This is a genomic window from Streptomyces sp. NPDC001914, assembly GCF_042891215.1.
Lineage (GTDB): Bacteria > Actinomycetota > Actinomycetes > Streptomycetales > Streptomycetaceae > Streptomyces.
The window spans coordinates 478191-504201 of the sequence record NZ_JBIASW010000006.1; the positions used below are offsets into that span (position 1 = coordinate 478191).

General features: G+C 71.9%; 24 protein-coding genes and 1 pseudogene. 13 read left to right on the forward strand and 12 right to left on the reverse strand.

Annotated features, from left to right (window positions below):
* Window positions 1-10: 10 nt before the first annotated feature.
* Window positions 11-1417: a sensor histidine kinase gene (locus tag ACFYYF_RS20270; RefSeq protein ID WP_388777511.1), complete on the reverse strand. Its 1407-nt coding sequence runs from the start codon at window positions 1415-1417 to the stop codon at window positions 11-13.
* A gap of 9 nt (window positions 1418-1426) precedes the next feature.
* A complete protein-coding gene (locus ACFYYF_RS20275) occupies window positions 1427-2113 on the reverse strand; it encodes a response regulator transcription factor (protein WP_361687730.1) in 687 nt (228 codons plus the stop codon).
* A 363-nt stretch (window positions 2114-2476) separates the two neighbouring features.
* Here ACFYYF_RS20275 and ACFYYF_RS20280 point away from each other — a divergent pair, with 363 nt between their 5' ends.
* The 8 genes from ACFYYF_RS20280 to ACFYYF_RS20315 all read left to right on the forward strand — a co-directional run bounded on the left by ACFYYF_RS20280 (window position 2477) and on the right by ACFYYF_RS20315 (window position 9293).
* Window positions 2477-3253, forward strand: coding sequence for an amino acid ABC transporter ATP-binding protein (locus ACFYYF_RS20280; RefSeq protein WP_361687727.1), 777 nt, complete (start codon window positions 2477-2479; stop codon window positions 3251-3253).
* Between the two features lie 146 nt (window positions 3254-3399).
* Complete coding sequence (locus ACFYYF_RS20285; protein ID WP_388777514.1) at window positions 3400-4242, forward strand: glutamate ABC transporter substrate-binding protein; 843 nt, start codon at window positions 3400-3402, stop codon at window positions 4240-4242.
* Window positions 4243-4422: 180 nt separating this feature from the next.
* Window positions 4423-5091: an amino acid ABC transporter permease gene (locus tag ACFYYF_RS20290; RefSeq protein ID WP_388777596.1), complete on the forward strand. Its 669-nt coding sequence runs from the start codon at window positions 4423-4425 to the stop codon at window positions 5089-5091.
* A complete protein-coding gene (locus ACFYYF_RS20295; RefSeq protein WP_388777517.1) occupies window positions 5088-5981 on the forward strand; it encodes an amino acid ABC transporter permease in 894 nt (297 codons plus the stop codon). Before ACFYYF_RS20290 ends, ACFYYF_RS20295 begins: the two co-directional genes overlap by 4 nt.
* Before the next feature lie 221 nt (window positions 5982-6202).
* Entirely contained in the window at window positions 6203-7984 is a 1782-nt protein-coding gene (locus tag ACFYYF_RS20300) for an FAD-dependent monooxygenase (protein WP_388777520.1), read from the forward strand.
* A gap of 121 nt (window positions 7985-8105) precedes the next feature.
* On the forward strand, window positions 8106-8177 hold the full coding sequence (locus ACFYYF_RS20305) for a putative leader peptide (RefSeq protein ID WP_318658241.1): 72 nt from the start codon (window positions 8106-8108) through the stop codon (window positions 8175-8177).
* Window positions 8178-8307: 130 nt separating this feature from the next.
* On the forward strand, window positions 8308-8829 hold the full coding sequence (locus tag ACFYYF_RS20310) for a cysteine dioxygenase (protein ID WP_388777523.1): 522 nt from the start codon (window positions 8308-8310) through the stop codon (window positions 8827-8829).
* A complete protein-coding gene (locus tag ACFYYF_RS20315; protein WP_388777599.1) occupies window positions 8820-9293 on the forward strand; it encodes a rhodanese-like domain-containing protein in 474 nt (157 codons plus the stop codon). Before ACFYYF_RS20310 ends, ACFYYF_RS20315 begins: the two co-directional genes overlap by 10 nt.
* A gap of 138 nt (window positions 9294-9431) precedes the next feature.
* Here ACFYYF_RS20315 and recX read toward each other — a convergent pair whose 3' ends face one another.
* Entirely contained in the window at window positions 9432-10424 is a 993-nt protein-coding gene (recX, locus tag ACFYYF_RS20320; protein ID WP_388777526.1) for a recombination regulator RecX, read from the reverse strand.
* 3 nt (window positions 10425-10427) lie between these two features.
* Entirely contained in the window at window positions 10428-11552 is a 1125-nt protein-coding gene (recA, locus tag ACFYYF_RS20325) for a recombinase RecA (RefSeq protein WP_388777528.1), read from the reverse strand.
* Window positions 11553-11939: 387 nt separating this feature from the next.
* Between recA and ACFYYF_RS20330 the strand changes: the two genes are divergently transcribed.
* The gene (locus ACFYYF_RS20330; protein WP_388777531.1) at window positions 11940-12737 is read left to right on the forward strand and encodes a hypothetical protein; all 798 of its coding nucleotides are present in this window, start codon (window positions 11940-11942) and stop codon (window positions 12735-12737) included.
* Between the two features lie 3 nt (window positions 12738-12740).
* Here the strand turns inward: ACFYYF_RS20330 and ACFYYF_RS20335 are convergent, their stop codons facing one another.
* Both ACFYYF_RS20335 and ACFYYF_RS20340 read right to left on the reverse strand, forming a co-directional pair.
* On the reverse strand, window positions 12741-13952 hold the full coding sequence (locus ACFYYF_RS20335) for an AI-2E family transporter (protein WP_388777533.1): 1212 nt from the start codon (window positions 13950-13952) through the stop codon (window positions 12741-12743).
* A 71-nt stretch (window positions 13953-14023) separates the two neighbouring features.
* Window positions 14024-14218 (reverse strand): DUF3046 domain-containing protein, encoded by a 195-nt coding sequence (locus ACFYYF_RS20340; protein ID WP_361687695.1) that lies wholly within the window; start codon window positions 14216-14218, stop codon window positions 14024-14026.
* 80 nt (window positions 14219-14298) lie between these two features.
* On the opposite strand from ACFYYF_RS20340, the gene ACFYYF_RS20345 reads away from it, so the two are divergent.
* The gene (locus tag ACFYYF_RS20345) at window positions 14299-15243 is read left to right on the forward strand and encodes a hypothetical protein (RefSeq protein WP_388777535.1); all 945 of its coding nucleotides are present in this window, start codon (window positions 14299-14301) and stop codon (window positions 15241-15243) included.
* A gap of 24 nt (window positions 15244-15267) precedes the next feature.
* Here ACFYYF_RS20345 and ACFYYF_RS20350 read toward each other — a convergent pair whose 3' ends face one another.
* The 3 genes and pseudogenes from ACFYYF_RS20350 to ACFYYF_RS20360 all read right to left on the reverse strand — a co-directional run bounded on the left by ACFYYF_RS20350 (window position 15268) and on the right by ACFYYF_RS20360 (window position 17409).
* Window positions 15268-15576: an AzlD domain-containing protein gene (locus ACFYYF_RS20350; protein ID WP_326785127.1), complete on the reverse strand. Its 309-nt coding sequence runs from the start codon at window positions 15574-15576 to the stop codon at window positions 15268-15270.
* 245 nt (window positions 15577-15821) lie between these two features.
* A pseudogene (locus tag ACFYYF_RS20355) lies at window positions 15822-16544 on the reverse strand (AzlC family ABC transporter permease); the annotation flags it as partial.
* The gene (locus tag ACFYYF_RS20360) at window positions 16507-17409 is read right to left on the reverse strand and encodes an AraC family transcriptional regulator (RefSeq protein WP_388777538.1); all 903 of its coding nucleotides are present in this window, start codon (window positions 17407-17409) and stop codon (window positions 16507-16509) included. The gene ACFYYF_RS20360 and the pseudogene ACFYYF_RS20355, both read right to left, overlap by 38 nt.
* A gap of 365 nt (window positions 17410-17774) precedes the next feature.
* On the opposite strand from ACFYYF_RS20360, the gene ACFYYF_RS20365 reads away from it, so the two are divergent.
* From ACFYYF_RS20365 to ACFYYF_RS20375, 3 genes are read left to right on the forward strand one after another with little or no spacing between them, the layout of a single operon-like run.
* The gene (locus ACFYYF_RS20365) at window positions 17775-22829 is read left to right on the forward strand and encodes an ATP-dependent helicase (RefSeq protein ID WP_388777541.1); all 5055 of its coding nucleotides are present in this window, start codon (window positions 17775-17777) and stop codon (window positions 22827-22829) included.
* A 30-nt stretch (window positions 22830-22859) separates the two neighbouring features.
* Window positions 22860-23693, forward strand: coding sequence for an Fpg/Nei family DNA glycosylase (locus tag ACFYYF_RS20370; RefSeq protein WP_388777544.1), 834 nt, complete (start codon window positions 22860-22862; stop codon window positions 23691-23693).
* Between the two features lie 32 nt (window positions 23694-23725).
* A complete protein-coding gene (locus ACFYYF_RS20375; protein ID WP_388777547.1) occupies window positions 23726-24487 on the forward strand; it encodes an SDR family NAD(P)-dependent oxidoreductase in 762 nt (253 codons plus the stop codon).
* On the opposite strand, the gene ACFYYF_RS20380 is transcribed toward ACFYYF_RS20375, so the two are convergent.
* The 3 genes from ACFYYF_RS20380 to ACFYYF_RS20390 all read right to left on the reverse strand — a co-directional run bounded on the left by ACFYYF_RS20380 (window position 24435) and on the right by ACFYYF_RS20390 (window position 25975).
* Window positions 24435-24728 carry a hypothetical protein gene (locus ACFYYF_RS20380; protein ID WP_388777549.1) on the reverse strand — a complete coding sequence of 98 codons (294 nt, stop codon included), beginning with the start codon at window positions 24726-24728 and terminating at the stop codon, window positions 24435-24437. The two genes, ACFYYF_RS20375 and ACFYYF_RS20380, sit on opposite strands and share 53 nt — an antisense overlap.
* Window positions 24729-24828: 100 nt before the next feature.
* On the reverse strand, window positions 24829-25299 hold the full coding sequence (locus tag ACFYYF_RS20385) for a DNA starvation/stationary phase protection protein (RefSeq protein ID WP_361687673.1): 471 nt from the start codon (window positions 25297-25299) through the stop codon (window positions 24829-24831).
* A 298-nt stretch (window positions 25300-25597) separates the two neighbouring features.
* A complete protein-coding gene (locus tag ACFYYF_RS20390; RefSeq protein WP_037620346.1) occupies window positions 25598-25975 on the reverse strand; it encodes a helix-turn-helix domain-containing protein in 378 nt (125 codons plus the stop codon).
* Window positions 25976-26011: the final 36 nt, after the last annotated feature.

Here is a 26011-nt window from a genome sequence, read left to right on the forward strand (position 1 = left end):
GCGGAATCGCTCAGGCCGTCGGCTCCGACCTGGGCACGGTCACCGTCACCCGCAGCCCGTGGGGTTCGTGGTGGCCGTACGTGATGGAGCCCCCGCCCGCGGCGAGCAGGGTCCGGGAGATGGAGAGGCCGAGGCCCGAGCCCTTGATGTTCTGATGGGCGGCGCTGCGCCAGAACCGGTCGCCGATCCGGGCCAGGTCCTCGTCGCCGAGGCCGGGGCCGCCGTCGGTGACCACGACGGTGGAGGACTCGCCGTTCGAGGCGACCCTCACCTCGACGGTCTCCCCCTCCGGCGTGAACTTGACCGCGTTGTCTATCACCGCGTCCAGGGCGCTGGACAGGGTGATGGGATCGGCCCAGGCGGTCGTGGGCGGGCAGTTGCCGGCCAGCCGTACGCCTCTGCTGTCGGCGACCGGCTGCCAGGACGCCACACGTTCGGCGGTCAGCGCGCCGATGTCGGTCAGGCGTGTGTCGGCCTCGGCGTGCTCGGCCAGTGCCAGGTCGAGCAGGTCGTCGAGCACCTGGGTCAGCCGCTTGCCCTCGGTGCGGACGGACGCGATCTCCTCGTTGCCCTCGGGGAGTTCGAGGGCCAGCAGCTCGATCCGCAGCAGCAGCGCGGAGAGCGGGTTGCGCAGTTGGTGCGAGGCGTCCGCGACGAAGGCGCGCTGCTGTTCCAGCACGCTCTCGACGTTGTCCGCCATCTCGTTGAACGACCGCGCCAGACGCTGGAGTTCGGGCGGCCCTCCGGCGGGCGCGACCCGGGACTTCAGACGGCCGGTCGCGATGTCGTGGGTGGTGGCGTCGAGAACGCGTACGGGCCTGAGGACCCAGCCGGTGAGGCGCAGCGCGGCGCCGAGCGCGAGGAGCATCGCGGCGATCTCGCCCGCGGCGATGATCAGCCAGCCGTGCAGGGTCGCCGAACGCATCTGCCCGGTGGGCGAGTCGGTGACGACGACGCCGATGACGTCGCCGTCCCTGATGACCGGGGAGGCGACGACGAGGCGGTGGTGCTGCCAGGGCCAGACCTGCCGGGGGTCGTGGCTGCGGCGGCTGACGAGGGCCTCTTTGTAGGCTTCGCGGGCCGGTCCGGTCTTGGGCAGGAGCCAGGTCTCCGGCGCGTTGGCCATCGGCTCGTCGTCGCGGTAGAAGACGCCGACCCGGATGCCGTACACCTCGTAGTAGCGGGCGAGTTCGGTGCGCAGGGTCTGGCCGCGCTCGTCCGGGAAGCCGGCCCGGGAGCGGCTCGGGGAGTCGGTGACGTACTGGGCGAGGGCCGCGAAGCGCGCGGTGTCGTCGATGCGGTCGACGACGACGCGCTGCTGCTGCTGCGCGGCGACGCTCGCTGCGAGCGGGACACCGAGCGCGAGCAGCACGGCCGCCATCAGGACGATGAGCAGCGGCAGAAGTCGGGTACGCACCCGTGCCCGCTAGGAAGCCGGGGCGACGAGCCGGTACCCGACGCCGCGTACGGTCTCGATCAGTGCCGGCATGCGCAGCTTGGAGCGCAGCGACGCCACGTGCACCTCCAGCGTGCGGCCGGTTCCCTCCCAGCTCGTGCGCCACACCTCGCTGATGATCTGCTCCCGGCGGAACACCACCCCCGGGCGCTGGGCCAGCAGCGCGAGCAGGTCGAACTCCTTGCGGGTGAGCTGGACCGCCGAACCGTCCACGGTGACCTGGCGGTTGGGGAGTTCGATGCGTACGGGTCCCAGGAGCACCAGGTTCTCGCCGGGCGCCGCCCCGTCGTCGTGGGCGCTGCGCCGGCTGACGGCGTGGATCCGGGCGAGCAGTTCGCCGGTGTCGTACGGCTTCACCACGTAGTCGTCGGCGCCGAGGTTGAGACCGTGGATGCGGGACCGGACGTCCGCGCGCGCGGTGACCATGATCACCGGCGTGGCGGTCCGCTTGCGGATCTTGCCGCAGACCTCGTAGCCGTCCTGGTCGGGCAGGCCCAGGTCGAGCAGCACGACGCCGAAGCCGTCGCTCTCCGGGACGAGGGCCTGTAGGGCCTCCTCGCCGCTGCGGGCATGGGTGACCTCGAAGCCGTGCCGCGCCAGCACGGCGGACAGGGCGGCGGCGACGTGGTTGTCGTCCTCGACGAGGAGCAGTCTCATTCCGGCCCCCTCCGGCTCATCGGTCGTACCGTTTCATCGGTCGTACGGTCTCGGGTGTTCATCGGTCGTACGGTCTCGGCCGTACGGTCTCGGGTCTCATCGGTCGTACGGTTCCTTTTCGAGAACGCGGTGCACGCGCGCGTGCACCGAAGAAGTCACGCCGATGGACAAGGACGGCGTCAAGGGGCTTCGGGTTGCCCGGGGCTTCCGTTACCCAGCCGGTACGCGCATCCGTGCGGTCGCTACGACACGTATCCGATTGCTATCAGATCGTGATGCTCAGATTCCCCTCAGATGTAATGACGCTGGTCGTGAGGGGTCACTACTGTCCTCCGAAACCGAGGAGGACGGAGCCCCAAAGCGATGACCGAAGCATCGGCGGCCAAGGACGCCATGGCCGGGACCGACGAACTGGTCGTCCTGAAGAGCGTCAACAAGCACTTCGGCGCGTTGCACGTGCTCCAGGACATCGACCTGACGATCACCCGTGGCGAGGTCGTCGTGGTCATCGGGCCCTCCGGGTCCGGGAAGTCGACCCTGTGCCGCACCATCAACCGTCTGGAGACGATCGACTCGGGAGACATCTCGATCGACGGCAAGCCGCTGCCCCAGGAGGGCAAGGCGCTCGCCCGGCTCCGGGCCGATGTGGGCATGGTCTTCCAGTCCTTCAACCTCTTCGCGCACAAGACCGTGCTCGAGAACGTGATGCTGGGGCAGATCAAGGTCCGCAAGACCGGCAAGAAGGCGGCGGAGGAGAAGGCCCGCGCCCTGCTCGACCGCGTCGGCGTGGGCACCCAGGCCGACAAGTACCCGGCGCAGCTGTCGGGCGGCCAGCAGCAGCGCGTCGCCATCGCGCGGGCGTTGGCGATGGACCCCAAGGTCATGCTCTTCGACGAGCCGACCTCGGCGCTCGACCCCGAGATGATCAACGAGGTCCTCGAGGTCATGCAGCAGCTCGCCCGGGACGGCATGACCATGATCGTCGTCACCCATGAGATGGGCTTCGCCCGTTCGGCCGCCAACCGGGTCGTCTTCATGGCCGACGGCCGCATCGTCGAAGAGGCTGTGCCGGACCAGTTCTTCAGCAATCCGCGCAGCGACCGCGCCAAGGACTTCCTCTCGAAGATCCTGCACCACTGACGTTCCCGCCCAGGAACCCGGGGGACTCGTCCGAAGGGGACGGCACCCGGGGCCCCGTCCAGAGGCACCACGCGCCCCGTCCGGGACCAGTCGCTTCACCCGCCCGTCGACGGCCGTACTCCGCTCTCACTCAAAGGATGTTCATCATGAAGCTCCGCAAGGCAGCCGCCGCCTCGGCCGCCGTACTCGCGCTCGCCGTGACCGCCACCGCGTGCGGTTCGAGCGACAACGACGACAGCGGGTCCTCGTCGTCGGGCGGCGGCAAGATCAAGGTCGGCATCAAGTACGACCAGCCCGGTCTCGGTCTCAAGCAGCCCGACGGCTCCTTCGCCGGTTTCGACGTGGACGTCGCGACCTATGTCGCGGGACAGCTCGGGTACAAGCCCAGCCAGATCGAGTTCATCGAGACCAAGAGCGCCGACCGCGAGAACGCGCTGGCCCGCGGTGACGTGAAGTTCATCGCGGCCACCTACTCGATCACCGACGAGCGCAAGCAGAAGGTCGACTTCGCCGGCCCGTACCTGCTGGCCCACCAGGACCTGCTCGTCAAGACGGACTCGGACATCGCCAAGGGCACGGACCTCAACGGCAAGAAGCTGTGCTCCGTGACCGGTTCGACCTCGGCGCAGAACGTCCACGACACCATCGCCCCGAAGGCCCAGCTCAAGCAGTACGGCGGCTATTCGGAGTGCATCGCCGCCCTGCAGAGCGGCGCCGTCGACGCGGTGACCACCGACGACTCGATCCTCGCGGGCTTCGCCGCGCAGGACAAGTACAAGGGCCAGTTCAAGCTCGCCGGCCTCAAGCTGAGCAACGAGAACTACGGCGTCGGCATCAAGAAGGGCGACGCCGAGCTGGAGAAGAAGATCAACGCCGCGCTGACGAAGATGGTCAGCGACGGCGCGTGGAAGAAGGCGGTCGAGAAGAACTTCGGCCCCGCGAACTACAAGTACGAGCAGGCCCCGAAGATCGGCGTCATCGTCCAGTAACGCGGGCACCGCCCAGCAACACGGGGATCACCGGGTAACTCGGGGGCCCTCGGGCAACGCGGGAAACCGCGGTTCACACGGGGCCTCGCAGGGGTGCCGCCGCCCGCCGCGATCACGGCGGCGGCACGCCGCGCCCACCCCGTCCGCCACGTACGCCACCACCCGGAAGCGCGGGAGATCGTGTTCGACTTTCTTCAAGGTTATGACGTCCTGGGGGCGTTCTGGATGACGGTGAAACTCACCGTCTTCTCCGCCCTCGGCTCCCTGGTCCTGGGCACACTGCTGGCCGCTATGCGGGTCAGCCCGGTCCCGCTCATGCGCGGATTCGGCACCGCCTACGTGAACATCGTCCGGAACATCCCGCTGACGGTCATCATCGTGTTCAGCTCGCTCGGACTCGCGGACATCTTCGGTGTGACCATGGGCGCGCCCGACAACTTCGACGTCCAGGGCTTCCGCCTCGCGGTGCTCAGTCTCGTCGGCTACCACGCGGCCTTCGTCTGCGAGGCGCTGCGCTCCGGCATCAACACCGTGCCGGTCGGCCAGGCAGAGGCGGCCCGCGCGATCGGGCTCGGTTTCGGGCAGACCCTGCGGCTGATCGTGCTGCCGCAGGCGTTCCGTTCCGTCATCGTCCCGCTGGCGAACGTGCTGATCGCGCTGACCAAGAACACGACCGTGGCCGCCGCCATCGGCGTGGCCGAGGCCGCGACCCTGATGAAGACGATGATCGAGAACGAGGCCCAGACGGTCCTCATCGCCGCGGTCTTCGCCTTCGGGTTCGTGGTCCTGACCCTCCCCACCGGCCTCTTCCTCGGCTGGCTGGGCAAGCGACTGGCGGTGAAGCGATGACCTCCGTCCTCTACGACGCCCCCGGCCCCCGGGCCAAGCGCCGCAATGTGCTCCTCTCGGTCCTCTTCGTCGTCCTGCTCGCGCTGCTGGTGTGGTGGATCTGGCTGGCCATGGACGACAAGGGCCAGCTCAAGTGGGCCCTGTGGGAGCCGTTCACCACGGCGGACGCCTGGAACACGTATCTGCTGCCGGGCCTCTGGGGCACCATCAAAGCCGCCGCGCTCAGCATGGTGATCGCCCTTCCCCTGGGCGCCGCCCTCGGTATCGCCCGTCTCTCCGACCACCGCTGGGTGCGCGTCCCGGTGGGCGCCGTGGTCGAGTTCTTCCGGTCGATCCCGGTCCTGCTGCTGATGCTCTTCGCCAACGAGCTCTACGCCCGGTCCGCGAACGTCGCCAGCGAGGACCGCCCGTTCTACGCGGTCGTCACCGGCCTGGTGCTCTACAACGCCTCCGTCCTCGCCGAGGTCGTCCGGGCCGGCATCCTCGCGCTCCCCAAGGGACAGACGGAAGCGGCGTACGCGATCGGTCTGCGCAAGGGCCAGACGATGACCAGCATCCTGCTGCCGCAGTCGGTCACCGTGATGCTCCCGGCGATCGTCAGCCAGCTCGTCGTCATCGTGAAGGACACCGCACTGGGCGGTGTGATGATCGGCTACCAGGAGCTGCTCACCGCGCGCAGCACCCTCGCGGCCAACTACGCGAACGTCGTCCAGAGCTTCATCGTGGTCGCCATCATCTTCATCATCGTGAACTTCGCGATCACCAGCTTCGCCTCCTGGCTGGAGGAGCGGCTGCGCCGTGGCAAGAAGTCGACCGGCGCGGTGCTCTCGCCGAACGACGCGACGATCGCCGGTACCGCGGGGACAGGGGCCGGCGGCGGCGGGGTCTAGAGCGGGGGCCTCTTCTGACGAATCGTCTTCTTCTGACGAATCGTCCGAACATCAGTCGATCGGTGTGACCGATGGGGTCAGTGACGGGACCGCCACTGACCCCGTCACTTGACGCAAGCAGCGGCAATGGGTTGCATACGTTCTGTGATCGTGCACCCTGCTCCACCTGCCTGTTCCCGTACGTCCCTCAGGACACAGCTCCGTGCAGGGGGCACCGCGCCGTGGACCCGGTGATCATCGTCGGTGCGGGCCCCGTGGGGCTCACGCTGGCCCTTGCGCTGGCCCGTCAGGAAGTCCCCTCCGTGGTCCTCGACGAGGGACCGGGCAAGGACGAACAGCGGCTCGCGCGGACCGTGGTGCTGCGCGAGGACACGGTCGCGCTCGTCGAACGGCTGACAGGTCTGCCCCTCGACGACGCCGGCTTCCGTTGGGCCGGATGGCGGTCGATGCGGCGCAGGCAGGTGATGCGCGAGATCGCGTTCGGCGACCGTACGTCCGGGAGCGCGGAGGGACCGAAGGACTCCGCCGGGCGCCCTGGCGCCGGGACGGCGTGGGGCGACGGTCCTCGGGGGGCCGACGCCGCGCGCGCCACCGGCACGTCCCGGCGGGCGGAAGACCTCGCGGACGGCGCGGAGTTCAGCGCTCCGCTGCACATCGCCCAGCACGCGCTGACCGGCGCGCTGCGCGAGGCCATCATCCACGAACGGCTCGTCAAGGTCGCCACGCACCACCGCCTCGACTCCGTCGAGCAGGACGCCTCCGGCGTCACCGCACACACCCGCGGCCCCAACGGTACCTGGTGGCGCGGAAGTTACCTGGTCGGCTGCGACGGACCGCGCTCGACGGTGCGCAAGCTCCAGGACATCCGCTTCCCCGGACGCACCGCCGTCGAGCGGCACGCCGTCGCAGCCCTGCGTACGGAACTCCCGTGGCCCGGTGAGGCGTTGCTGCACCGGTTGACGCCGTGGCGTGCCTCGGGGCCCTCGGCCGGCGAGGTGAGCGCCCGTCCGCTCGCCGAGGACGTCTGGCGGCTGGACTGGCTGCTGCCCCCGGGCAAGGACCTCGTCACCCCCGACCTGCTGGTGGCACGCATCCGGGAGACCCTCGCGGGCTGGAGCGGCGGTGCCACCCCCGCCTACGAACTCCTCGACACCGGAGTCCACGCCGTCCACCACCGGCTGGCCCGCCGCTGGCGCGTCGGCCGGGTCTTCCTCGCCGGGGACGCGGCCCACCTGCTCGGCGCCCTCGGCACCCAGGGCCTGGACGAAGGACTGCGGGACGCCGACAACCTCGCCTGGAAACTGGCACTCGGCTGGCACCACGGCCCGCACACCGCGCTCCTCGACAGCTACCAGACGGAACGCCGCGCGGTGGTCGCCGCCCGGCTGCGCGCAGCGGACCAGGCGCTGCCCCTGCTGCGAAGCGGCGGCGGCCTGCGTTCCTACGTCCCCGGGTCCGCCCGCGGACACGACGCGCTGCTCACGGACGGCCACCTGGGCCGCGGCCCGCTGGGCGCGCCGGGGGCGTACACCGGCTCCCCGCTCATGCCCCCGCCCGCCGAGTCGCACGCCGTCGTCGACACCGAGCCCGGCGCTCCGGTCGTCGACGTGCGGGTGACCGCGGAGGACGGCTCGTTCGTACGGCTGCGCGAGCGGCTCGGGCGCGGAGTCCTGCTCGTCGTGCTGATCGCTCCGGGTACCGGGGTGTGGGAGCGCAAGCACTGGGTGACGGCCGGCGTCATGCCGCGGCTCGCCGCCGCCGTGACCGCCCTGCCGCACCCCGCCGAGCTGCTCGTCGCGGAGGACTACCCGGGTGCGGCGGCGCACACCGTGCTGCTGATCCGCCCCGACGGGCACCTGGTCGGCGCGTTCGGCGGGGTCAGGCCGGCCGACCTGTACGAGGCGGCCGAGGCGGCACTCGGCGGACCGGCGTCCGCGGACACGGAGGGCGGCGCGGAGAACGGAGCGGAGAGCGGCACGGAGGCGACCGCGGGCAGGCGGTGAACGCCGGGTGACCGTCCGGCCCGGGTTTCCCGGCTCCTCGGGCCTGCATGGTCCATATAGTGACGGTGAGTTGACCGGTCTTCGCCACCATGGTCTACTCCGGATCGTGACCGACACCTGTGTGCGCCTGTGGCGGAGGGTCCATATGGACCTCGTCCGCTATGCGGGCTGCGTGTGTCGCCCGTCCTTCTGACTTCGCATCCTTCTCCCGCGCGCCGCCGCCGTGCCTCCGCGCGCCCCTCTCGCGAACCCTCAGGACGGTCCGAGTGTCTGTGCCACCCCCTGTCTCCACGTCCGCACCCGCTGTCACCCCTGCCCCCTCCGTGCCTGCCGCCGTCTCCGGTGCGTCCCGGGTCCCCACCCAGGCCGACCTGCTGGACTTCGTACGGCGTACGGCGGCCGACGCCGAGCTGATCGCCTCGCTCCCCCTCGACCCCGAGGGCCGTACCTGGGTGCGGCTCGAAGGCCCGGGCGGCAGTGAGGCCTGGCTCATCGGCTGGCCGCCCGGAACCGGGACCGGCTGGCACGACCACGCCGAATCGGTGGGGGCCTTCCTGACCGCGGCCGGCGAACTCAAGGAGAACTCCCTCGCCGCCCGGCTGCCCGCCGACGGCTGGAAGACCCTGGAACTCGCCGAAGACATCGACCGGAAGCGGAAACTGTCGGCCGGCACCGGCCGCGCGTTCGGCCGCCACCACGTGCACGAGGTGCTCAACGAGTCCACCGAGGAGCACGCGATCTCGGTCCACGCCTACTATCCGCCGCTCCCGCAGATCCGCCGGTACAGCCGTACGGGCCAGATCCTGCGTCTGGAGCACGTCGAGCGTCCGGAGGACTGGCAGTGAGCGACACCGGGCAGCCCGTGGGCATCGACGCCCTGCTGGAGCAGGTCCGCGCGGGCCTGGACCGGGTGGAGGCCGAGGAGGCGTTCGAGGCGGTGCAACGCGGTGAGGCGCTTCTGGTCGACACCCGGTACGCCGCCCTGCGGGAACGCGACGGCCTGATCCCCGGCGCTCTCGTCGTCGAGCGCAACGAACTGGAGTGGCGGCTCGACCCCACGGGCAGTCACCGCGTCCCGGAGGCCACGAGCCGCGACCTTCGGATCGTGCTGTTCTGCAACGAGGGGTACGCCTCCAGCCTGGCCGCCGAGTCCCTGCGCCGCCTGGGACTCCACCGGGCCACCGACCTGGTCGGCGGCTTCCAGGCATGGAAGAGCGCGGGCCTCCCGGTGACGGACACAGACGCTGGCCCGGACACAGACTTGGACACAGGCACGGGCACGGACTTGGGCACGGGCATACACAGCTGACCGCGTTCCGCCTCAAGGAGACCCGGTCGTCGGGACGAGCCGGGCTCTCGTACGGGAGCCCGGGCGGGTGAGCCCACGAGGGGAGGGAAGCCCTCACCAGGGAGGCTCGCGAGGGCACGGAGACGGGCGCCGCCGGGATCAGAAGCCCTCGTCGAGCCCTTCCGTGTCCTCGCCCTCTTCCTCCAGCGCCTGACGGACCACGCGCAGGGCCATGCCCTGGGAGTAGCCCTTGCGGGCGAGCATGCCGGCGAGACGTCTCAGCCGCTTGTCGCGGTCCAGTCCGCGCGTGGAGCGCAGCTTGCGGGCGACCAGCTCACGCGCGGTCGCCTCCTCCTGCTCGGAATCGAGCTGTCCGACGGCCTCGTCGATCAGTGTCGATTCCACGCCCTTGGTCCGCAGTTCCTGGACGAGCGCGCGCCTGGCCAGCCCCCGGCCGTGGTGCCGGGACTCGACCCAGGCGTCGGCGAAGGCGCTGTCGTTGATCAGCCCGACCTCCTCGAACCGTGACAGCACCTCGTCCGCCACCTCGTCCGGGATCTCGCGCTTGCGCAACGCGTCCGCCAGTTGCTTGCGCGTGCGCGGGGTCCCGGTGAGCAGGCGCAGACAGATCGCTCGCGCCCGCTCAGCCGGGTCCCCCGGGGACTCCCTCTTCTCGGCCCTCGACGAGGAGGGGGTGTCTCCGTTCCGCGGGTCGCCGGACGGTTCACCGAAACCGCCGGCCCGTCGACGACCTCTTCCGCCACGCGGTCCGCCCGCGGCGCGTGCTCCGCGCCGGGAGACCGCGTCCGGCGAACCGTGACCGCGCGGCAGGCCGTCACCATGCCGTGCGTCACCGTCCGTCGAACCGCCGCCGTCCGGATCCCCGTCGTCCGTACCGGCGCCGTGGAAACCATCGGCTCCGTAGAACCCGTCGTCGGGTCCGTAGAGCCCCCCGTCGGCTTCGTGAAACCCCCCGTCGGCTCCGTGGAACCCGTCGTCGGTGCCGTACGGCTGAGCGCCGTACCCCCCGGCACCGTCGTACGGCCTGCCACCGTCTCCGGCCGGGCCGCCGTCACCCCCGCCGTACTCCTGCCCCGGCCTCCCGGGAGTCGGGGGACGGTCGTACTCGGCCCAGTCGGTTCGTCGTGTCATGGACTAGCTCTTGGCGGCCGCGGCCCTGGACTTGGTGGCCTTGGCGGCCGGAGCGGGCACCGTCTTCGCGGCGTCGTCCGGGGCGGCCGAGACCGCGGCGTCCGCGCCTGGCTCCACGGCGGGCTGCTCGGGCCTCACACCGACGCCCAGCTTCTCCTTGATCTTCTTCTCGATCTCGTTGGCGAGATCGGGGTTGTCCTTCAGGAAGTTGCGGGCGTTCTCCTTGCCCTGGCCGAGCTGGTCGCCCTCGTACGTGTACCAGGCGCCGGCCTTGCGGACGAAGCCGTGCTCCACGCCCATGTCGATCAGACCGCCCTCGCGGCTGATGCCCTGGCCGTAGAGGATGTCGAACTCGGCCTGCTTGAAGGGCGGCGAGACCTTGTTCTTGACGACCTTGACGCGCGTGCGGTTGCCGACCGCCTCCGTGCCGTCTTTCAGCGTCTCGATGCGGCGGATGTCGAGGCGCACCGAGGCGTAGAACTTCAGCGCCCGGCCACCCGTCGTGGTCTCCGGGGAGCCGAACATCACGCCGATCTTCTCGCGGAGCTGGTTGATGAAGATCGCCGTGGTCTTCGACTGGTTGAGCGCGCTGGTGATCTTGCGCAGCGCCTGGCTCATCAGACGGGCCTGGAGACCCACGTGCGAGTCACCCATCTCGCCCTCGATCTCGGCCCGCGGCACCAGGGCGGCGACGGAGTCGATGACGATGAGGTCGAGCGCGCCGGAGCGGACCAGCATGTCCACGATCTCCAGGGCCTGCTCGCCGTTGTCCGGCTGCGACAGGATCAGGTTGTCGATGTCGACGCCGAGCTTCTTCGCGTACTCGGGGTCGAGCGCGTGCTCGGCGTCGATGAACGCCACCTGGCCGCCGGCCTTCTGCGCGTTCGCCACCGCGTGCAGGGTGAGGGTCGTCTTACCGGAGGACTCCGGGCCGTACACCTCCACCACTCGGCCGCGCGGCAGGCCGCCGACACCGAGGGCGACGTCGAGCGCGGTCGACCCGGTGGGGATGACCTCGATGGGCTCATTCGGCCGCTCGCCCAGGCGCATCACGGCGCCCTTGCCGAACTGCCGTTCAATCTGCGCGAGCGCGGCGTCGAGCGCCTTCTCGCGGTCGGTTCCTGCCATGGGTTCCACCCGGTTTGCTTGAGTCGATCGCTTCACGTCAAAGACGCTAACGCCTGCCACTGACAATGCGCCCCGACGCCCGTCCGGCCTGTGGATAACTCGGGCACATCTCCGTCGAAAACGTGCTGAATCACCCGTCGTACGCCCTGCCGGAACCTCCATAAGAATGGATGTTCGATTTTCGTGTCAAGCGCACCACGCGGCACTTCCGAGACTACGTTCGCGCTCCGACAACGCCCGAGGATCCCGCTCCTCCGGGCCCGGCACCAGCCCCGGCGCACCCCCGGAACCCGGTACCCGCCCGGACCGGGGCTACTCCCCCGGGCGCAGGGCCGTCGCCTTCGGACGTACGACGACACCGCCGGGCCCGCCCGGCAGGCTGTGCCCATGCCGACGACGACCCGTACCCCGACACCGCCCAGGCCATCGCTCCGGCCGGCCGAACGGCTCTGCCGGGCGACGGGCGCCCTGCTCGTCGTCTCGGGCCTCCTGCATCTGCTGGTCCTCGCCGTCGACGGCGGCCCGTGGGACGGTCCCGTCTCCTGGCGCAAGCCCGTCACCTTCGGACTCTCCTTCGGGCTGACCCTGATCGCGGTCACCTGGGTCACCTCGTACCTGCGGATGGAGGCGAGGGTGCGCACCGCGCTGCTCGTCGTGTTCGCCGCGGACTGCGTGCTGGAGGTCGGCGGGATCACCCTTCAGGCGTGGCGCCGGGTTCCCTCGCATCTCGACATGGAGACCGGCTTCGACACGGCGGTGTCCATGATGCTCGCGGTGGGCGGCGGGATTCTGGTCGTGGTGCTGACCGTGTTCGCGGTCGCCTCCTTCCGTAGCCGGCCCACGGGGCCCGCGGGCATGGCGCTCGCCGTGCGCTCGGGCTTCGCGATCCTGCTCGTCGCGCTGGCCTCCGGCGCCGCGATGATCGCGCGCGGGGTCGTCCTGACCAGGACCGGCCACCAGGAGGCCGCGTACCACTCGACGGCTCCGCTCAAGCCGCTGCACGGAGTGAGCCTGCACGCCGTCCTGGTGCTGCCCGCGCTGGCCTGGCTGCTCTCCCGCACCGGCTGGAGCGACGAGAACCGGCAGCGCATCGTGTGGGCCGCGGTCGCTCTCTACACGACGGCCGTCGTCCTCACCGGTGTCCAGGCCGTCCTCACCGGCGTCCAGGCCGTCCTCACCTGGTGAACGTCACCGGCCGAGCTGCCGCCGCACGCGCGTGAGGAGGCCCGCCGAGCTGCGGGTGCGGTGTCCGTGCACCCGCGGGTCGTCCGTGACGTCGTAACGCTTCACGTACGCGCCCAGGAACGCCTGGAGGGTGGCGACGGCGGGGATGGCGATCAGCGCGCCGACGGCTCCGAGGAGCGCGGTGCCCGCGATCACGGACCCGAAGGCGACCGCGGGGTGGATGTCCACCGTCCTGGAGGTCAGCTTGGGCTGGAGCACGTAGTTCTCGAACTGCTGGTAGACCACGACGAAGACGAGCACCCACAGCGCGTACCAGGGGTCGATCGTGAACGCGATCAGCATCGGCAGGGCGCCCGCGAGATAGGTGCCGATGGTGGGGATGAACTGCGAGACCAGACCGACCCACACGCCGAGCACGGGCGCGTAGGGCACGCCCAGCGCCTCCAGGAGGATGTAGTGGGCGATGCCCGAGATCAGTGCCATCAGGCCGCGTGAGTACAGGTAGCCGCCGGTCTTGTCGACGGCTATCTCCCAGGCGCGCAGCACCTCGGCCTGCCGGGCCGGCGGCAGCACGGAACACAGCGCGCGCCGCAGCCGGGGTCCGTCGGCGGCGAAGTAGAACGAGAACAGTCCGACCGTCAGGAGCTGGAAGAGACCGCCGAGGACCTGTCCGGACACGTCCAGGACGCCGGTGGCACTGTTCTGCACGTACTTCCGCAGCCAGTCGGAGTGGAGCAGGCCCTCCTGGATGTCGACCCGCCTGAGGTCGGTGTGGAAGTGCGTGTTGATCCAGTTGATGACCGAGTCGAGGTAGTCCGGGAAGCCCTCGATCATCTTGATGATCTGGCCCGCGAGCATCGAGCCGAGCAAGGTGACGAACCCGGCGATCATGATCAGCGAACCCAGGAAGACGAGGAAGGTGGCCAGCCCCCGGCGCATGCCCCGGGAGGCCATCCAGCTCACCGCGGGTTCTATCGCGAGCGCGAGGAAGAACGAGATCAATATGTTGATCAGCAGACCGGTGAGCTGGTGGAACGCCCAGCTGCCCAGCTGGAAGACCGCGACGAGCGCGAGGGCGAGCACCATGGCGCGGGGCAGCCAGCGCGGCATGCGCGCGCCCTGCCCGGTGGGGTCCGCGCCGGGCGGACCGGGCGGCGTCGTGCCGAGCGGGGATGCCTGCTGATCGACCTGCGTGTTCTCGTCTGTCGGGGCCACCCGCCAAGTCTGGCCCACGCCACCGGCGCGGGAACCACGTCCCCCTGGTCTTTCCCGGTCCTCGGTCCCGTTCAGTGGTTTTCGTACGGAACGTTCATGGTCGCGCACACCACGCGCCACACGTCCTTGGCCTCCCAGCCCGCGTCCAGCGCCTCGTGGACGGTGCGCCCGCCGAGTTCCGTCATCACGTGATCGCGCGCGAACGTCTCGGCGGACCCCGCGCCGAAGTGATCAGCCATTCGCTGCCAGAAGACCGTCAACCGCATGACATCAGTATCCCGCCCCTGAGAGTGGGCCCGAGCCGGGACCGCGTGGCGAGACCGCTTTCCGCCCTACGGTCTGACCCATGGCCGAAACCGGAGCATCCCGACTCCCCCAGACGTCCCCGGCGCACTCCGCCCTCGCCCGCGCCGAGCACTTCGTCTGGCTCACCGCGCGCGTGCTGGAACAGCGCCGTTTCGCCCATCACTTCCTCGGCGGCGGCGCCGACGCGGTGGAGACGGCGCTGTCCGCCTACCGCAACGACGACGAAGGGTACGGTCACGCGCTCGAACCGGACCTGTGCGGCCCGGTCAGCCAGCCGCTGCACACCGCGCACGCCCTGCGCGTGCTCGACTCGATCGGGCGCTGCGGCGGCCAGCGCGTGGAGCGGGTGTGCCGCTATCTGACCTCCGTGTCGACCGCGGACGGGGCGCTGCCCGCCGTCCATCCCAGCCAGCGCGGCTATCCGGCGGCCCCGTTCGTGCCGGTCGTGGACGATCCGCCGAGCGAACTCCTAGCCACCGGCCCGGTCGTGGGCCTGCTGCACCGCAACGAGGTGTGGAACGCCTGGCTGTTCCGGGCCACGGACTTCTGCTGGCAGGCGGTGGAGTCCCTGGAGAAGTCGCATCCGTACGAGATCGAGGCGGCCGTCGCCTTCCTGGACTCCGCGGCGGACCGCCCGCGCGCGGAGGCGAGCGCCGACCGGCTGGGCCGGCTCGTCCGTGAGCAGCGGCTCGCCGTGCTGGACGCCGGGCAGCTGGACGCCTACCCCGTCCCGCCCGGTTACGCGCCGGGTGAGCACCACTTCCCGCACGACTACGCGCGGACGCCGGACTCGCTCGCGCGCGCGTGGTTCACCGACGAGGAGATGGCCCGTTCGCTGGACCACCTCGCGGACGAGCAGCGGGAGGACGGCGGATGGCCGATCCGCTGGCGTCAGTGGGCACCGGGCACGGCCCTGGAGTGCCGCCCCATGGTGACCATCGAGGCACTGCGCACACTCCGGTCGTACGGCAGGGCCGTCGGCTGAGGACCATGGGACGGCGCCCGGGACTCAGCCGGTCAGCGCGCGGACCCCGGCCGTCACCACCACGGCCGCGGCGACGACCACCAGGAACGGGGCGCGCAGGATCAGGGCGACGGCCGCCGCGGCGAGCCCTGCGGCCTTCGCGTCGAGCACGAGGACCCGCCCGTCGGCGAAGGTCTGCTGGGCCGTGAGGGCGGCCAGGAGCGCGACGGGCAGCAGCGCGGCGAGGCGCTGGACGAGCGGCCGCTCCAGCACGCCCGCGGGGATCAGCAGACCGATGAGCTTGACGGCGTAGCAGCCGACGGCGGTGACGCCGATGGCGATCCAGATGTTCAACGCTCTTCTCCTGACCGGTCCGAACCGTCGTTGTCCGCGCAGGAGGACGACCCGTTCTCCCTGCGGACCCCTGCACCGCTCTCCGGGGAGGTCGGTGAACCGCTCTCCGCGCGGGCCGATGAACCGTTCTCCGTGCCTGCTTGCGAAGGGCTCTCCGCACGGGCTTGCGAACCGCGCTCCGTGCGGTCCGGTGAGCGGTTCTCCGCGTCCGCCGGTGCCCCGTCCGACGCGGCGGCGGAGGCACGGCGGGCGGTGTCCGCGCGGCGGCGACCGGTCGCCCAGAGCACGGCCGGGGCGGCCAGGGCGGCCACCAGCACCGGGACTCCGGCGGGCAGCACGGGCAGCAGACCGAGCCCGAGGAGGACCGCGATACCCGCGACGGCACGTTCCGTGGCGGTCCTCAGCATCGGCGCGAGCAGCGCGAGGAACACCGCGGGCCCGGCCGCGTCCAGGCCCCACGCGTCGGTGTCGCCGATGGCCTCGGCCCCGGCCGCGCCGAGCAGGGTGGTGAGGTTCCACAGCAGGTACAGGGAGAGGCCGGTGACGGTGAAGCCGATCCGGACGCTGCGGCGGGTGGGCTGGGCGAGCGCCACGGCCGTGGTCTCGTCGATCACCCACTGCGCGGCGAACGGGCGCACCGCGCGCGGGAGGGCCAGGAGCTGGGACAGCCGCAGCCCGTAGAACGCGTTCCGGACCCCGAGGAAGAACGCGCCGGCTGCCGCGGTGAGCGGGTTGCCCCCGGCCGCGAGAGCGCCCACGAGCGCGAACTGCGACGCCCCGGTGAACACCAGGAGGCTGAGGGCGCAGGTCTGGAGCAGGCTGAGTCCGCTGCCGGCCGAGGTCACGCCGAAGGCGAAACCGGACAGTCCGACGGCGACCCCGACGCCAAGGGCGTCGCGGACGACGGCCGCGTCGGGTTTTCCGCCTTCTTCACTGCGTATGTCTGGGAGAGCTGTCTGTTGTGCCACGCTCGCACGGTACGAGGAGTCGCGCTCCGGCGTCTTGTACGTTCTTGCGCTCCCGCTGGTAGGCGCCCGGAGGCACGCCCACGATCCGGCTGAAGTGGCGGTTGAGGTGCGGCTGGTCGGTGAAGCCGACGGCGACGGCCGCCTCGGCGGGTGTGGACCCGGCGTCCAGGAGCCGGCGTGCCCTGCGCACCCGCGCGTCGGTCAGCCAGGTGTGGGGCGGCATGCCGTAGGCGTCCCGGAAGGCGCGCAGCAACGCGAACGAGCTGGTGCCGAGGTCCGCGGCGAGCCGTTCGAGGGTCGGCGGGTCGGCCATCCGTTCGTCCAGCACGCCTCGCGCGCGTGCCGCGAGGCGGCCGCCGGCGGTGCGCACGGCCCGCTGCGGCAGCGGGCCTCCGTTCAGGCGCAGCAGCCGGGTCACGGCGACCCTCAGCAGGGTGTCGGCGGCCAGGGCGTTGCCCTCCTCCGCGGCCCGGAGCACCTGGTGGACCAGGCCTGCCGCGTAGGGGTCGTCGAGGACCGGGCGGCTGAATCCGGGGGTGCCGCGGATCGTGGTGGTCTCGGCGGCGATCTCGGCGACCGTCTCGGGCGAGGGGTACACGGCCCCGTACCTCCAGCCCTCGGGAACGGCCGCGCGCCCCGTGTGCGGGGTGTCGGGGTTGACCAGCGCCAGGGAGCCGGGGCCGGCGTACTGGTCGGCGCCGCCGTGGTGGAAGACCTCGACGCCCTCGGTGACGGCGGCGATGACGAAGTTCTCGTGGGTGTGCCGCACGAAGATCTTCTCGACGTAGCGTGCCCGCAGCAGATCGACACCGGGCAGCTCCGGGTACTGCCAGTGCCGAGCCCGCTCCTGCCCCGAACCTGCCACCTCCTCATTGTCCGCCACGGCGCCGGGACCGACCGCAGCCGTCCACCCAGCGGTCCGCCACCGCACCGCGGCCAACCGCGGCCGTCCACCCAGTGGTCCGCCACCTCGCCGGGACCGACCGCGACCGTCCACCCAGTGGTCCGCCACCGCACCGCGACCGACCGCGACCGTCCACCACCGCACCAGACCGGCCACAGCCGTCGCGTCCAGTGGTCTGGCACCGCGCCGGGACCGACCGTAACCGCCGGCCCCGCTTTGCCCTGATTCGTTCCGATACGGGCCGGAGCCGATCCTTCCCGCGACGCCCGGTCGTGGCGTTCTCGCAGGTCAGCGTGATTGTCAGTGGGCGGGTGCAGGATGGACGCATGGTCAGCTCCGCGCACCCTGCGCTCGACGGCTTCTCCCCCGCGACCCGCGGCTGGTTCACGGGGGCCTTTTCCGCGCCCACCGCGGCCCAGGCCGGGGCGTGGGCGGCCATCGGCGCGGGCTCGGACGTGCTGGTCGTCGCCCCGACCGGTTCCGGCAAGACGCTGGCCGCGTTCCTCGCCGCGCTCGACCAGCTGGCCTCGGCACCGCCCCCGGCGGACCCGCGCAAGCGCTGCCGGGTTCTGTACGTGTCACCGCTCAAGGCGCTCGCGGTCGACGTGGAGCGCAATCTACGCAGCCCGCTCACGGGCATCCGGCAGGAGTCCGTGCGGCTCGGGCTGCCGGAGCCGGAGGTGAAGGTCGGCATCCGTTCCGGCGACACCCCGCCCGCCGAGCGCCGGGCGCTGGCCACCCGCCCGCCGGACATCCTGATCACGACCCCCGAGTCGCTGTTCCTGATGCTGACCTCGGCCACACGTGACGCGCTGACCGGCATCGAGACGGTGATCCTGGACGAGGTGCACGCGGTCGCGGGCACCAAGCGCGGCGCCCACCTCGCGCTCACCCTGGAACGCCTCGACGAACTGCTGCCCAGGCCGGCCCGGCGTATCGGCCTCTCCGCGACGGTGCGTCCGGTGGACGAGGTGGCGCGCTATCTTTCGCCCCGCCGCAAGGTGGAGATCGTCCAGCCGCCGTCCGGCAAGGAGTTCGACCTGTCCGTGGTCGTCCCGGTGGAGGACCTGGGCGAGCTGGGCGGATCCCCGGCCTCCGAGGGCAAGGAGGGCGCGGAGAAGCCCTCCATCTGGCCGCACGTCGAGGAGCGGATCGCCGACCTCGTCCAGTCCCACCGCTCGACGATCGTGTTCGCCAACTCGCGGCGGCTGGCCGAACGGCTGTGCAACCGGCTGAACGAGATCGCGTACGAGAGGGCGACGGGCGAGCCCCTGGAGGAGGCCCACGCGCCGGCCGAGCTGATGGGCGGGTCGGGCGCGGCGCAGGGGGCGCCGCCGGTCATCGCCCGCGCCCACCACGGTTCGGTCTCCAAGGAGCAGCGGGCGCAGGTCGAGGAGGATCTGAAGGCCGGGCGTCTGCCCGCCGTCGTCGCCACCTCCAGCCTCGAACTGGGCATCGACATGGGCGCGGTCGATCTCGTGGTCCAGGTGGAGTCGCCGCCGTCCGTGGCCTCGGGGCTCCAGCGGGTGGGGCGCGCGGGTCACCAGGTGGGCGCGGTCTCCACCGGTGTCGTCTTCCCGAAGTACCGGGGCGACCTGGTGCAGGCGGCGGTGGTCACCGAACGGATGCGCACCGGCTCGATCGAGTCCCTGCGGGTCCCCTCCAATCCGCTGGACGTACTGGCCCAGCAGCTGGTCGCGATGACGGCGCTCGACACCTGGCAGGTCGACGATCTGCTGACCACGGTCCGCCGGGCGGCCCCCTTCGGCTCGCTCCCCGAGTCGGCGTTCACCGCCGTGCTGGACATGCTCGCGGGTCGCTATCCCTCGGACGCCTTCGCCGAGCTGCGACCCCGTGTGGTGTGGGACCGTGTCGCGGGCACGGTGACCGGCCGCCCCGGCGCCCAGCGTCTGGCCGTCACCTCCGGGGGCACGATCCCCGACCGGGGACTCTTCGGCGTGTTCCTCGCGGGGTCCGACCCGAAGAAGGGCGGCGGCCGGGTCGGCGAGCTCGACGAGGAGATGGTCTACGAATCCCGGGTGGGTGACGTCTTCACCCTCGGCACCAGCTCCTGGCGCATCGAGGACATCACCAGGGACCGGGTCCTGGTCTCCCCGGCGCCCGGCGTCCCGGGCAGGCTGCCCTTCTGGAAGGGCGACCAGCTCGGACGGCCGCTCGAACTGGGCCGCGCGGTCGGCGCGTTCCTCCGTGAGGTCGGCTCGCTCCCCGAGAGTGACGCCCGGCTGCGGCTGCTGGCGGCGGGCCTGGACGCCTGGGCCGCCGACAACGTCATCGCGTACCTCGCCGAACAGCGCGAGGCGTGCGGGCATGTCCCGGACGACCGGACGATCGTCGTGGAGCGCTTCCGCGACGAGCTGGGCGACTGGCGTGTGGTCGTGCACTCCCCCTTCGGCGCCCAGGTGCACGCTCCCTGGGCCCTCGCCCTGGGCGCCAAGCTCTCCGAGCGCTACGGCATGGACGCCCAGGTCATGCACGCGGACGACGGCATCGTGCTGCGGCTGCCGGACGCCGACCTGATGGGCCTGGACCTGCTCGACCAGGCACCCGCGAAGGCGGGCACGGAGTACGACGCGGAGCAGGCGCCGGTCGGCGCGGCGGACGTCGCCTTCGACAAGGGCGAGGTGGACCAGATCGTCACGGACCAGGTCGGCGGTTCGGCCCTGTTCGCCGCCCGCTTCCGCGAATGCGCCGCCCGCGCCCTGCTCCTGCCGCGCCGCAACCCCGGCAAGCGCACCCCGTTGTGGCAGCAGCGGCAGCGTGCCGCTCAGCTGCTCCAGGTGGCGAGCGAGTTCGGTTCGTTCCCGATCGTCCTGGAAGCGGTGCGCGAATGCCTCCAGGACGTCTTCGACGTGCCGGGGCTGACGGAACTGATGGGCGACATCGAGTCCCGCAAGGTCCGGCTCGTCGAGGTCACCACCCCCGAGCCCTCCCCCTTCGCCCGCTCCCTGCTCTTCGGATACGTCGCCCAGTTCCTGTACGAGGGCGACTCGCCTCTCGCGGAACGGCGGGCCGCCGCGCTGTCACTGGACTCGCGTCTGCTGGCCGAACTGCTGGGCCAGGCCGAACTGCGCGAGCTGCTGGACGCGGACGTCCTGGCCGAGCTGGAGCGCGAGCTCCAGTGGCTCACCGAGGACCGCCGCATCAAGGACGTGGAGGGTGTCGCCGACCTGCTGCGTCTGCTGGGACCGCTCACGGACGCCGAGTTGACCGAGCGGGGCGCGGAGCCGCAGTGGGCGAAGGAGCTGGCGTCCGCCCGCCGCTCCATCCGGGTCCGGATCGCCGGAGCCGACCACTGGGCGGCCATCGAGGACGCGGGCCGGCTGCGCGACGCACTCGGCACCGCCCTGCCGGTCGGTGTCCCGGAGGCCTTCACCGAGCCGGTCAAGGACCCGCTCGGCGATCTCCTCGCCCGGTACGCCCGCACCCACGGCCCGTTCACCTCGGCGACGGCCGCCGCCCGCTTCGGCCTCGGCACGGCCGTCACCGACGGCGCGCTGCATCGCCTCGCCGCGAGCGGCCGGGTCGTCCAGGGAGAGTTCCATCCGGCGGGCATCGGCCAGGAGTGGTGCGACGCGGCGGTGCTGCGCAGGCTGCGCCGCCGTTCGCTCGCGGCGCTGCGCCATGAGCTCGAGCCGGTGCCGCCCGCCGCGCTCGCCCAGTTCCTGCCGCAGTGGCAGCACGTGGGCAGCGGTCACGGACTGCGCGGCATCGACGGGCTGGTGCGCGCCGTCGAGCAGTTGCAGGGCGCGTCGGTGCCCGCGTCCGCGCTGGAGAAGCTCGTGCTGCCGTCCCGGGTCGCCGGTTACACCCCCGCGCTGCTCGACGAGCTCACGGCCGCCGGTGAGGTGGTCTGGGCCGGGGCCGGTTCGCTGCCCGGCAAGGACGGCTGGGTGTCGCTCTATCTCGCGGACGCCGCCCCCCTGCTCCTTCCGGCCGCGCACCCGCTGGAGCCGACGGCGCTGCACCAGTCGGTCCTCGACGCCCTGTCGGGGGGCTACGGCCTGTTCTTCCGGCAGATCGCCGACCAGGTCCGTGCCACCACGCACCCCGACGCGACGGATCCCCAGCTCGCCGACACGATCTGGGAGCTGGCGTGGTCCGGGCGCCTGACGAACGACACGCTCGCGCCGATGCGCTCCCTTCTGGGTTCGGGCCGCACCGCGGGCTCGACGGCCCACCGCGCCAAGCGCTCGGTCCCCCGCGGGCGCTACGGCTCCCTGACGGCAGGGGCGCGCCCCCAGTCGCGGACGGGTCCCCCCACCGTGGCGGGGCGCTGGTCGCTGCTGCCCGAGCGTGAGCCGGACGCCACCGTCCGCGCCCACGCCCTGGCCCGCACCCTGCTCGACCGGCACGGTGTGGTGACCCGGGGAGCCGTCGCGGCGGAGGGCGTCGAGGGAGGCTTCTCGGCGGTGTACCGCATCCTGTCGGCCTTCGAGGACAGCGGTCAGGCACGGCGGGGTTATGTGGTCGAGGGGCTCGGCGCGGCGCAGTTCGCCATGGACGGCGCGGTGGACCGGCTGCGGGCCGCGGCGAACGCGCGCGACCGGGGCGCCGCCCTCTTCGACCCCGCCGCTGCGGACAACTCCCCCGCTGCCCACGGCTTCCCGGACATCCCTGTCTTCCCGCCCTCCGGCGCGGGCTTCGGCGGCAAGGGGCAGGGCGAGACCCACGCGGACGGGGCCGGCATCGCGGACGGTCCGGATTCCCTGAACGACCTCGGCCGCGACCTCGGTGCCGACTCCCCGTTCGGCTCCGGCTCCGAGCTCGACTTCGATTTCGGCGACGACCACATGTTCACCGCCGACTCCGCGCTCGCGGCCGGGTCCCCCCTCCCCGACGCACCCCACCCGGACGCGCCCCACGGCCGGAGCACCCGGTCGGGCCGTGGCGGCACGGGGTACGCGGGGAACGGCTCCGGATATCCCGGCGGCGCCGGGTTCCCGGGCGCCCGCCCCCGTGCCCGTACGGCCTCCCCGGCCGTCGTGCTCGCCGCCGCCGACCCCGCCAACGCCTACGGCGCGGCCCTGCCCTGGCCCGAGTCCCCGACCGAAGCGGGCCACAAGCCGGGCCGCAAGGCGGGTTCCCTGGTCGTCCTGGTCGACGGCGAACTGGCCCTGTACATGGAACGCGGCGGCAAGACCCTGCTGGCCTGGCCGGCCGACCCGGATGCCTCCCTCGCGCAGGACACCCGCCTGGGCGCCGCGGCCGAGGCCCTCGCCGCCGCGGCCCGCGCGGGCTCCCTCGGCACCGTCACCGTCGAGCGGATCAACGGCACCTCGGCCCTCACCTCACCCCTCGGCACTCTCCTGGAAGGAGCGGGCTTCATCGCCACCCCGCGCGGACTGCGCCTTCGCGCCTGACCGGCCGCCCCACCGTGCCACCCTGGAGTCATGCCCGAAGGAGACACCGTCTGGCAGGCCGCGAGGCGCCTGCACGTCGCCCTCGCGGGCAAGGTGCTGACCCGTTCCGACCTGCGGGTGCCCCGGTACGCCACGGCCGACCTCACCGGTCGTGCCGTCCTGGACGTCACCCCGCGCGGCAAGCACCTCCTCACCCGGATCGAGGGCGGCCTGACCCTGCACTCGCACCTGCGGATGGACGGTTCGTGGAAGGTGTACGAGCCCGGCCGCCGCTGGAGCGGAGGTCCCGCCCACCAGATCCGGGCCATCCTCGGCACCGCGGACCGCACGGCGGTCGGCTACCGCCTGCCCGTGCTGGAGCTGCTCCGCACCACCGACGAGGCCCGCGCCGTCGGCCACCTCGGCCCCGACCTCCTGGGTCCTGACTGGGACCCGGACGCAGCCCTGCAAAACCTCCTCCGTGACCCCGAACGCCCCCTCGGCGAGGCCCTCCTCGACCAGCGCAATCTCGCCGGCATCGGGAACGTCTACAAGAGCGAGCTGTGCTTCCTGCTCGGCGTCACGCCCTGGCTCCCCGTCGGCGCGCTGCCCGCCGAGCGGGCCGGCCAACTGCCGGTCCTCGCCAGGAAGCTGCTGGAGTTCAACCGCGACCGTCCGATCCGTGTCACCACCGGACGCCGCGAACAGAACCTGTTCGTGTACGGCCGCGCGCCCCGCCCCTGTCTGCGCTGCGGGACGCCGGTCCGCTCGGGGAACCAGGGCGACGGATCCCGCGAGCGCCCCACGTACTGGTGCCCCCGCTGCCAGAGCGGCCCCACCCCGTCACCCGCCCGTCCGCACGGCAACTTGCGCACCACCAATTGACGACCCGTCAGATTTCCTCGTACCGTCCCCTCATGGGCCTCCCCGCGTACGACCTCACCGGACGCACCGCTTTCGTCACCGGCGCGGCCGGAGGCATCGGCCGCGCGACGGCTGTCCTGCTCGCGGAGGCGGGCGCCACCGTGCACTGCGCGGACCTCGACGAGCCGGGCCTGCACGAGACCGCGACACTGATCAAGGACCAGGGCGGCTCCGCCCTCGGCCACCCGCTGGACGTCACGGACCGGGCCGGCCTCCAGCGGGCCGTGGCCTCGTGCGGCCGCGTCGACGTCATGGCGTCGATCGCCGGGATCATGCACAGCAGCCCGGTCCTGGAGACCCTGGACGAGGATCTGGACCGCGTGCTGGACGTCAACTTCAAGGGGGTTCTGTACGCCTGCCAGGAGGCCGCCCGTTCCATGATCGCGAACGGTGTCCGCGGCAGCGTCATCACCATGGCGTCGGGAGCCATCGACTCCGGCGGTCCGGGCCTGCTGTGCTACAGCGCGGCCAAGGCGGCCGTCGTGCAGCTCACGAAGACACTGGCGACCGAGGTCGGTCCGCACGGCATTCGCGTCAACGCCGTGGCGCCGGGCTGGATTCGCACCCCCATGACCGACCGTCACGGAGGGCGCCAGGCTCACACCGAGGCGTTCATGGCACGCCTGTCACCGCTCGGCCGCGTCGGGGAACCCGAGGACATCGCCCACGCCGTCCTGTACCTGGCCTCGGACGCCTCGGTCTTCACCACGGGCCAGATCCTCCGCCCCAACGGCGGTGTCGCGATGCCCTGGTAGCCCGCCCGCCGCGGCGCCGGATCTCCCGCCATCGCCGCCGCCAGCGGCCCGACCCCACGGCTCCTGCGGCCGCGGACTTCGGCACACAGTGCACCGGCAGCAGACTCAGCCCCCAGCCGCCCGCGGCTATCGCCCCTTCGAGGACCCCGGCGCCGGGTGCCAGCGCGAGCCGAAGCGCGCTGAACCACCACAGCGCACCGAGCAGCAGGCACGCCCCCCTGCGCACTGTCCGCCCCGCCATGGCACCTCCTCCGGCGCGGCCCGGGGCCGCCGATCTCACGCGCGAGCACGTCACGCCGACGGGACACGGCACCGGCCGGGACGAAGCGGCTCCCGGGCGCTCACCCGTTCTCCGCCTGGAACATCCAGTGATGCTTCTCCAGGTCGGCCGTGATGGCGATGAGGACGTCCTGGCTCACCGGATCCGGGTCCGCGGTCGCGGCCACCCGCTCCCGCATCCGCGCGATCACCGCGCCGAGCCCTTCCACGAGCGTCCGTACGGCGTCGGTGTCCTTGATCCAGCCGTCGGGCGTGTGCCCGACGGCGCTGGTCGACGCCACGGTGGCGGCCCGTCCGTCCGGAGGGACGCCCAGGGTCGAGGCGCGCTCCGCCACGGTGTCCGCATGCAGGCGCGCGATGTCCACGACCTCGTCGAGCTGGAGGTGGACCGACCGGAAGCGGGGCCCCACCACGTTCCAGTGGACCTGCTTGGCCACCAGGGAGAGGTCCACGAGATCGACCAGTGCGCCCTGGAGCGCCTCGGAGACGGTCTTCAGGTCCGCGTCGGACAGGGAGCTCTTCACGACGTACATCCGCATCCTCCGATTGACGACGACGCCGGCGTCCGGCCCGACGGCCGCCCGGGCACAACGGCCGCACCGGGCACGACGGCCGCACCGGGCACGACGGCCGGCATGAGGCATGACGGCCGGCATCGGCTGCGCCGGATCTCTCCACCATGGAGGCCACGCCGGATACCGGCAAACGGGCCCAGGTCGGACTTCGGGGAACGCGAAAGCCCCGGCCCGGCTTCTCCGGGTCTCCCCGGGGAAACCCCGGCCGGGGCTTCGGTGGTACGTCTCTCAGCTCGGGAACGGGAGCCGGTGAGCCTCAGGCCGCGACGACGTCGACAGCTTCGGCAGGCGCCTTGATCGTGACCCGTTCCGGTGGCACACCGGTCACCGACACGGAATTGAGCATCGGGCGACGAACCGGTGCGGGCACCGGTTCGGTGGCCGCAGCCGACTGTGCCAGCTCCGCGAGGGCGAGCTCGTCGCTCACTTCCCGCATGAGCTCGGACATCCGTACGTCCAGCGCGTCGCAGATCGCGGAGAGCAGTTCGGAGGATGCCTCCTTCTGCCCCCGCTCCACCTCGGAGAGATAGCCGAGTGAGACTCGGGCGGACGAGGAGACTTCGCGCAGAGTACGGCCCTGGCGCTGGCGCTGCCGACGCAGCACGTCACCCAGCAGGCGACGGAGCAGAATCATCGGTGGCTCCCTCCTCGGACCGCGTAGCCGCATCCT

Coding starts and splice junctions, on each gene's coding strand:
- ACFYYF_RS20380 (WP_388777549.1), bottom strand. CDS start 24,728: ATGGCGGGGCGGACAGTGCGCAGGGGGGCGTGCCTGCTGCTCGGTGCG.
- ACFYYF_RS20365 (WP_388777541.1), top strand. CDS start 17,775: ATGGTCAGCTCCGCGCACCCTGCGCTCGACGGCTTCTCCCCCGCGACC.
- ACFYYF_RS20275 (WP_361687730.1), bottom strand. CDS start 2,113: ATGAGACTGCTCCTCGTCGAGGACGACAACCACGTCGCCGCCGCCCTG.
- ACFYYF_RS20385 (WP_361687673.1), bottom strand. CDS start 25,299: ATGTACGTCGTGAAGAGCTCCCTGTCCGACGCGGACCTGAAGACCGTC.
- ACFYYF_RS20330 (WP_388777531.1), top strand. CDS start 11,940: ATGCCGACGACGACCCGTACCCCGACACCGCCCAGGCCATCGCTCCGG.
- ACFYYF_RS20295 (WP_388777517.1), top strand. CDS start 5,088: ATGACCTCCGTCCTCTACGACGCCCCCGGCCCCCGGGCCAAGCGCCGC.
- ACFYYF_RS20345 (WP_388777535.1), top strand. CDS start 14,299: ATGGCCGAAACCGGAGCATCCCGACTCCCCCAGACGTCCCCGGCGCAC.
- ACFYYF_RS20285 (WP_388777514.1), top strand. CDS start 3,400: ATGAAGCTCCGCAAGGCAGCCGCCGCCTCGGCCGCCGTACTCGCGCTC.
- recX (WP_388777526.1), bottom strand. CDS start 10,424: ATGACACGACGAACCGACTGGGCCGAGTACGACCGTCCCCCGACTCCC.
- ACFYYF_RS20280 (WP_361687727.1), top strand. CDS start 2,477: ATGACCGAAGCATCGGCGGCCAAGGACGCCATGGCCGGGACCGACGAA.
- ACFYYF_RS20390 (WP_037620346.1), bottom strand. CDS start 25,975: ATGATTCTGCTCCGTCGCCTGCTGGGTGACGTGCTGCGTCGGCAGCGC.
- ACFYYF_RS20370 (WP_388777544.1), top strand. CDS start 22,860: ATGCCCGAAGGAGACACCGTCTGGCAGGCCGCGAGGCGCCTGCACGTC.
- recA (WP_388777528.1), bottom strand. CDS start 11,552: ATGGCAGGAACCGACCGCGAGAAGGCGCTCGACGCCGCGCTCGCGCAG.
- ACFYYF_RS20375 (WP_388777547.1), top strand. CDS start 23,726: ATGGGCCTCCCCGCGTACGACCTCACCGGACGCACCGCTTTCGTCACC.
- ACFYYF_RS20340 (WP_361687695.1), bottom strand. CDS start 14,218: ATGCGGTTGACGGTCTTCTGGCAGCGAATGGCTGATCACTTCGGCGCG.